Raw genomic sequence first — 7,931 nt, forward strand, 5'->3', positions numbered from 1 at the left:
CATATTCGTGATTGGAATGCGGCCGTGAACATCTTAGAAAAAGGATTAGGCAAGTGGCAGAATCCTAAAATAAAAAAAGCAGCCTTATTCGGGGCTGCAGTCCGCTAGCAACTCGCGGACTCAAAAGGCTTTGGTAAATAGACGACCTCTATCGGCAATAGCCAAAAGATTATTGCTGGTAAGTCAAGTCCGTATCTAAGCAAGTTGGTGTTCTGGTTAGCGTAAGCTAACGAGCCACTAAGCCCTAGACTTCAGTCTAGGGTAGTTGACTATTAATAAACGTAACCACGTAACTAAAGGCAAAATTTACAAATTACATTTACCTGCAGCTGGTAGATTAGTTACAAATAGCAATGTTACCTTGAAAAATAGCATGGAATGGACATGTATTCCTTATGGCAAAAAGAAGAATACATATTATTTGCGTAAGGGTACATACTATTTAACCAGTTCAAAGAATGCCAACGTAAAGACTGCATATACTCGTTTGACCAAGATTCGTAAGAATTTAGAAACTTACGTTGAAACTAAGAAGGATAATGATAACAGCAGCCTTAAGGCAAGAAAGATTAAAATTGGTCAAAAAATCAAAGCAATGGGTGAAATGTACAATTATGATAGTATCGACTACTACAGCTTTACTATTGATTCACCTCAAATGGTTACGATGAAGATGACTAATAATCCAATTTATCAACTTGGAAAAGGCAACATCTTCAGCAAGATGAACGTAATCATGTTTGATAAAGATAATTCTGTTGGCGGTAGCACTATGCTTTACCCAGAGGATTTCAAAGTTAATGGCAATAAGACTGCCAGCCAAAGTTGGTACTTGGCTAAAGGAACCTATGTGTTTAGTGTAAATACTCGCGGGCTTTATGATTTCCAATTAACAGCTGTCCCTGATACACGCATGGTGCCAACAGATACTGAAATTGAATCTTTGAAGGATACTAAGGATGGTGTGGTTGCTACATTGAGGGATGCACTTCATGCTAAGACTTACGAACTTGCATGGCGTGAGAAGGGCTCAAAGGCTGCCTCATTTACTTCTAGTAGCAACACTGTAGAAGTAAGTACTGCTCCAGCTACGCGCTATCTAGAAAGAAACGGTCATAAAATTCCAGTTCAAATTGGTAAAAAGTTAGTTAATGGTCAAACTTATGATTTTGTAGCTCGCGGAGTAAGCAACCCTGACTACATTCGTTACGGTAATCCAGAAACTGATAATTATTTTGGTGCTTGGAGTAAAGTTGTTGAGCATACCTACTATGCTCCTTCAGATGCCACACCAGGAGCTGTCGATTTAACCATTGCTAAAGCTGACAATACTTACCACAACATTCATGTAGCTTGGAAGAAAATTGATAGTGCACAAAGTTACCGCATTGCTTACCGCCAAAAAGGTACAAGCAAGTGGTATTACGAAGTAACCGATCAAGCTTCTAACGCTATTACAGGTATTACCAGAAATAGAAGTTATGAAGTGAAATTACAAGCTTTAAATGGCAGAGAAGAAGGTCCATGGTCCGCAATTAAAACGGTTTTCTTAAAATAGCGGTTGACTAAAACTATTTTTCTCGTTAATATCATAACTAACGAATGAGTAGCGAGTCGGCTCAGCGTTCAGAGAACTAGCGGTTGGTGTGAGCTAGACAGGCCGATTTTAGCGAAGTACTTAATAGGGTTGCTCCTTTACCGGCTTTAATAAGGCGCAGTAGCGCAAACGTGGGTGGTACCACGGCTAATAATGTAATTTAGTCGTCCCTTGATCGGAAGATCAGGGGACGTTTTTTATTGGAGGAAAATTATGGCAAAGTTTGATATCTTAGAAGACTTGAAGTGGCGTGGAGCCATTAATCAAGAAACTGATGAAGAAGGTTTACGTAAGTACTTAGCAGAACATGATGATCTTGCTCTTTACTGTGGTACTGACCCAACTGGTGACTCACTTCACATCGGTCACTTAATTCCATTCATGATCTTGAAGAGATTCCAAATGGCAGGTTACCACCCAGTAATTTTGATCGGTGGTGGTACTGGTGCAATCGGTGACCCATCAGGTCGTAAGACTGAACGTACTTTGCAAACTGCCGACCAAGTTAAGCACAATGAAGAATGCTTGACTAACCAAATGAAGAAGTTGTTTGGTACTGAAAACTTTGAAATTAGAAACAATGCTGAATGGCTTGGCAAGCTTAACTTAATCGATTTCTTGCGTGATTACGGTAAGTTCTTCCAAGTTAACAACATGATTAACAAGGACGTTGTTGCTAGTCGTCTTGAAAACGGTATTTCATTCACTGAATTTACTTACCAAATTTTGCAAGCCATCGACTTCTACCACTTGAACAAAGATGATGGTGTTCAACTTCAAATCGGTGGTAGTGATCAATGGGGTAACATCACTGCAGGTATCGACCTTATTCACAAGCTTGAAGGTGCAGATCGTCCTGCATTTGGTTTGACTATTCCATTGATGCTTAAGGCTGATGGTACTAAGTTTGGTAAGTCAGCTGGTGGTGCTGTGTGGCTTGATCCTGAAAAGACTAGTCCTTATGAATTTTACCAATTCTGGATTAACCAAGATGACCGTGACGTTGTTAAGTACCTTAAGTACTTTACTTTCCTTAGCCGTGAAGAAATCGAAGACTTGGCTGAAAAGACTGAAAAGGAACCTTGGAAGAGAGCTGCTCAAAAGCGTTTAGCTGAAGAAGTAACTAAGTTCGTTCATGGTGAAGCCGGTCTTAAAGAAGCTCAAATGATTACTGATGCATTGTTCTCAGGTGATATTAAGAACTTATCAGTAACTCAAATTGAACAAGGTTTGAAGAACGCTCCAAGTGCAGAAGCAGGCAGCGAAAAGAAGAACTTGGTTGACTTTTTAGTTGATACCAAGATTGAACCTTCAAAGCGTCAAGCACGTGAAGACATTAAGAATGGTGCGATCTATGTTAATGGTGATCGTGAACAAAGCGTTGACTTTGAAGTTGATCCATCAAGCGCCTTCGATGGTAAGTATGTAATTATCCGTAAGGGTAAGAGAAAGTACACTTTGGTTACAATTAAGTAATTAATCAGAGAAAATGGGATGATAATTCATCTCATTTTTTTGTTTTCAGAAATACTATATGAAATTTAATTAATATAGTAACTGATTTTATGCAGTTTTGAATACTGAAAAAGCGTGAATTAAATAAAATAATATTTTACTAGATAAACTGTTATTTTATTTTTTGCCACAAAAAGCAAAATAATCAATATAAGTTATTTTACAAATTCACATGATGACTATACGATTTAGAATACTGCAACAATATATACATATAACTATACTAATATACAATTTAGGAATACGGACACAGAGCGCAGCTGTAAAACGTAGCTTTTTGAATATTTATTGTGAAATATTTAACTATCTTGTTTACTTTTGGCTAAATAGTGTTATAGTAAAAGCGTAAAGAGAAAGCGAGTAAATAGAAAGAGGTTATTAAAATGCTAGAATCAAGAAAAGTTTTAAAAGTTGTTTCAAGTTTAGTAATCGGCTTAAGTCTTGTCGGTATCGGTAGTAATGCCGCTCAAGCTACTTCATTTACTGCTCCAAAGTTAGGTGTTGCTGAAGACGTACCAACTAACCCATCAATTAAGAAGGGTGACAAGATCTTCGTCATTGTTAAAGACACCAAAAACCAAAGGGTTGCTGTTTACACTAAGAATGCTAAGAAGACTAAGAAGACAGTTAAAATGGGTTCAACTTTCACAGCAAAGGCTGTTAAGAAGGTTAACCACAAGAAGATTGTTAGAATTAACAAGAAGCAATGGCTGAACAGCAAGGATGTTGTTAAGAACTAGTCATTGATTAAAGTTTAATAACCTCATACATATTTGTGGGCTTTTTCTACTCTTAGATTAGGAATTTTTAAAGGGCAAAGATATTCAGAATGAATATCTTCGCCTTTTTTGATACAATAGAAACGCCGCTTTAGCTCAATAGGTAGAGCACCGCCGTGGTAAGGAGGAGGTCCCCAGTTCAAACCTGGGAAGCGGCTTTTTTTAGTAGGCAAAATAATGCTAAAATGATGACAACTAAATGATTTCTAACGAGAAAGGAAAGTTATATGAAACACGAACTTACAATGGCAGAAATTGCCAAGTTTCAAAAAGAATATAAAAAAGAACCACAAAACCGAGTAGCAGAACTAGCAGTCGTAAATAATGGTGTCCAAAAGGCAAGTTTCAATACCGAAGGAATTAGAAAGCTTAACCGTAATTTCTCAATCGAAATTCCTACTGATAATGTAACTGATCAAAAGCAATCTGGACGTTGCTGGTTATTTGCGGCATTAAATACTTTGCGTCATGGTTTTGCTAAAAAATACAATGCCAAGAATTTTACTTTTTCTCAAAATTATCTCTTCTTCTGGGATAGAGTAGAAAGAGCCAATATCTTTTTTGACAATATTTTAAATACAGCTGATAGACCACTTGATGATCGAACTGTACACACTTATATGCAAGGCCCTGATACCGATGGTGGTCAATGGGCTATGGCTGTATCATTGATTCGCAAGTATGGTTTGGTGCCAACTTATGCTCAAGAAGAGAGCTTTACTGCAAACAATACCGCCGCTTTTAACCGTGCATTGAATATGAAGCTGCGCGAAGATGGTCTAGTTTTGCGTAAATTAGCTAAGGAAAACAAGACCGATGAAATCGAAGCAAAGCGTCAAGAATTCTTAAGCGAAGTTTACCGCATGGCTGTCATTGCATTTGGTGAACCTGTCCAACACTTTGATCTTGAATTCAAAGATGACGATGGCAAGTACCATTTTGATGGTGATTTAACTCCACTCGATTTCTTCCATAATTACTTTACTGATGATCTTGATGATTACATTGTTTTGTTCAATGCTCCAGATCATGAATTTGATAAACTTTATGCATTACCATTTGAAGACAATGTTGAAGGTGGTACGCCAGTTCAATTTTTAAATACTGAAATTAACAACTTAAAAGAAGCTGCTATTAAGCAACTTAAAGCTGGTGAAACTATCTGGTTTGGCTGTGATGTCGGTAAAGATAGTGATCGTCAAAAAGGTATCTTATCTAAGGGCCTTTACCAAACCGATACTATTTTTAATATTGAAACTAAATTATCTAAGAAGGAACGCTTGCAAACTGGTGCTTCCGGTTCAACTCATGCCATGACTTTAGTGGGTGTTGATGTGGTTGATGGTAAGCCACGTCAATGGAAGATTGAAAATTCTTGGGGCACAAAAGTCGGTGAAAAAGGCTACTTTGTCATGGATGATGATTGGTTCAACGAATACTTATTTAAGGTAGTCGTAAAGAAGCAATACGTCCCAGAAAAATTAGTTAAGATCTGGGAAGGCGAAGCAACTCCAGTAGAAGCATGGGATTCAATGGCATAATGAATATTGATGCAGTAATTGATTTTACTAAAAAGCATTTAGAGGGCGAAAAGACAGGACATGATTTTTATCATGGTGAGCGTGTGGCTAAATTAGCTAGCAAGATGTACCTTGCTGATCATGAACATGCGCATAGGGATAGCCGCGAAGTAGCAATTATTAAATCTGCAGGTTATCTTCATGATACGATTGATGAAAAGATTTGTGCTGATCCCGCAAAGGTGGTTAAAGAGATCGAAGAATTATTGCCTCAATTAGGTTTTAATGATCTAGAAGCTTGGGACATTCTTTACACTATTCAGCACATGTCTTTCTCCGCCAATATTGAGCATCATTATCATTTGCCGCTTTCTGGCCAATATGTTCAAGATGCAGATCGATTAGAAAGTTTGGGCGCAATTGGAATTGCACGTGCCTTTACATATGGTGGCAAGCACGGCAACAAGATTTATGATCCTAAAATTAAACCAGAGAAGTTAGTGAGTCATGATCAATATCGCAATCATGAGGAAACAACGATCAATCATTTTTATGAAAAATTATTTTCGTTAGCTGATTTGATGAATACACCGGCAGCTAAAAAAGAGGCTGAACGACGTACAGCTTACATGCGCAATTTTGTGCGTGAGTTCATGCAAGAGTGGAATATATAAGTTAAAAAGGTTACTAGAACTATATCTAGTAACCTTTTTGTGTGCTGTATAAAAATAAAATTAAAAAATAATATTGCATTTTAATAAAAACATGAGTATACTCTTAATCAAGTTAAAAAGAATTATTAAAAATCTCATAATTGAGAGGGGTTAATTGTATGAAATTTGCAAAATTATTTGCGGCAGGAGCTACAGTTTTAGTTTCAGCTGCAACTCTAGCAGCGTGTTCTAATAAGGACTCTTCAACTGGAACTAAACAAACTTTAAATTGGATGACTAAATCAGAACTACAAACTTTAGATTTATCAAAGGTAACCGATGCTACTAGCATGGATCAAATTAGCAATTCCATGGAAGGATTATACCGTTTAGGTAAAAATTCTAAGGTAGAAAACGCTTTAGCAACTAAGACTGAAGTTTCAAAAGACGGTAAGACCTGGCATTTTACTTTAAGAAAAAATACTAAATGGTCCAATGGAGATCCCGTGACTGCTAAAGATTTTGTTTATTCTTGGCGCAGGACCGTTGATCCAAAAACAGCATCACAATATGCATATCTTTTTTCAGGTGTAAAGAATGCAGATGCCGTAGTAGCGGGTAAGAAAAAGGCTGATACACTTGGTGTTAAAGCTGATGATGATCAACATTTAACTGTTACTTTAGATAGAAGAATCCCGTATTTTAAGCTGTTAATGGGATTTGGTGTTTTCTTCCCACAAAATAAGCATGCTGTTGAAAAGTATGGTAAGAACTATGGTACTTCCTCAAAAACTATGGTTTACAATGGTCCATTTGTTTCAAAGGGTTGGACAGGCTCTAATTTATCTTGGAAGTTAGTTAAGAATAATAATTATTGGGATAAGAATAAGGTTAAGCTAAGTACTATTAATTACAGCGTTCAAAAAACGCCATCAACTGACTATAACCTGTATCAATCAGGTAAGTTGGATGCCGCTTTGTTGGCACCACAGGCTACAAAGCAATTGAAACATCAATCAGGCTATACTATTAGACCAGCTTCATCTACTCAATATTTGCAATTAAATGAGAAAAATAGACTTTTTAAGAATGCAGATTTCCGTAGAGCACTTTCGTTATCAATCAATCGTAAAGCTTTAGCTTCCTCAGTAGGTGGGGCCAATGAGCCAGTAACTACTTTTTCACCAGCTAACATGACTGAATTTAATGGTAAAGATTATACGGCTTTAGTTAAAACAGCTGAAACAGATAAGGTAATGACATATAATCCTGCGTTAGCTAAAAATTATTGGAAGAAGGCACAAAAGGCTTTAGGTCAAAGTAAAGTTAACTTTACTTTGCTAACTTATGACGATGATGATGCTAAAAAGGCTGGGGAATATTTGCAAAGTACTATTGAATCTAATTTGAAGGGAGTCAGTGTTAAAGTTAACAGCTTACCTAAGAAGACTGCATTAGTACGTGGCCAAAGTGGTAATTTTGATGCTTTGCTCATGGGTTGGCAAGCGGACTTTACTGATCCAATTTCTTTCCTTGATTTGAATACTACAAATGCATCATATAATTGGAGTAAGTGGGCTAATAAAGATTACGATAAGTATGTTGCCGCTTCAAAGACTACTGGTAATATGGATGATCGTTTTGAAGATTTAGCTAAGGCTGAACGTGTATTGTTAACAGAACAGGGAGTAGTACCTTTGTATCAACCTGCCGAAGCTTGGATGGTTCGACCAACGGTTAAAAATGTTGTTTACAACGGTGCAGGTGCTAATTATAACTTTAAGTATGCATATGTTGAAAAATAAATATTAATCGCCGATTGTAAAATCAAATTGAACACTTTAGAAAAATAAAAAGTCCATCTGGA

Annotated in this window: 5 protein-coding genes, 1 tRNA gene and 1 pseudogene; all 7 read left to right on the forward strand. The window is 36.9% G+C overall.

What is annotated here, in order from left to right:
* Positions 1 to 271: 271 nt before the first annotated feature.
* Positions 272 to 1,558, forward strand: a pseudogene (locus CP357_RS09005) (fibronectin type III domain-containing protein); the annotation flags it as partial.
* Between the two features lie 252 nt (positions 1,559 to 1,810).
* Positions 1,811 to 3,073, forward strand: a complete 1,263-nt coding sequence (gene tyrS, locus CP357_RS09010) for a tyrosine--tRNA ligase (protein ID WP_025005704.1) — start codon at positions 1,811 to 1,813, stop codon at positions 3,071 to 3,073.
* A 422-nt stretch (positions 3,074 to 3,495) separates the two neighbouring features.
* Positions 3,496 to 3,852, forward strand: coding sequence for a hypothetical protein (locus CP357_RS09015; protein ID WP_087235720.1), 357 nt, complete (start codon positions 3,496 to 3,498; stop codon positions 3,850 to 3,852).
* 124 nt (positions 3,853 to 3,976) lie between these two features.
* Positions 3,977 to 4,049: transfer RNA gene (locus tag CP357_RS09020), tRNA-Thr, on the forward strand.
* A 69-nt stretch (positions 4,050 to 4,118) separates the two neighbouring features.
* Entirely contained in the window at positions 4,119 to 5,432 is a 1,314-nt protein-coding gene (locus CP357_RS09025; protein WP_025005706.1) for a C1 family peptidase, read from the forward strand.
* Complete coding sequence (locus CP357_RS09030) at positions 5,432 to 6,085, forward strand: HD domain-containing protein (protein WP_087176745.1); 654 nt, start codon at positions 5,432 to 5,434, stop codon at positions 6,083 to 6,085. The genes CP357_RS09025 and CP357_RS09030 overlap by 1 nt, the downstream gene beginning before the upstream one ends.
* Positions 6,086 to 6,243: 158 nt before the next feature.
* Positions 6,244 to 7,869, forward strand: a complete 1,626-nt coding sequence (locus CP357_RS09035) for a peptide ABC transporter substrate-binding protein (RefSeq protein ID WP_098037118.1) — start codon at positions 6,244 to 6,246, stop codon at positions 7,867 to 7,869.
* Positions 7,870 to 7,931: the final 62 nt, after the last annotated feature.

It is taken from the genome of Lactobacillus sp. UMNPBX6, assembly GCF_002553975.1.
In the GTDB taxonomy this organism is placed as follows: domain Bacteria; phylum Bacillota; class Bacilli; order Lactobacillales; family Lactobacillaceae; genus Lactobacillus; species Lactobacillus gallinarum.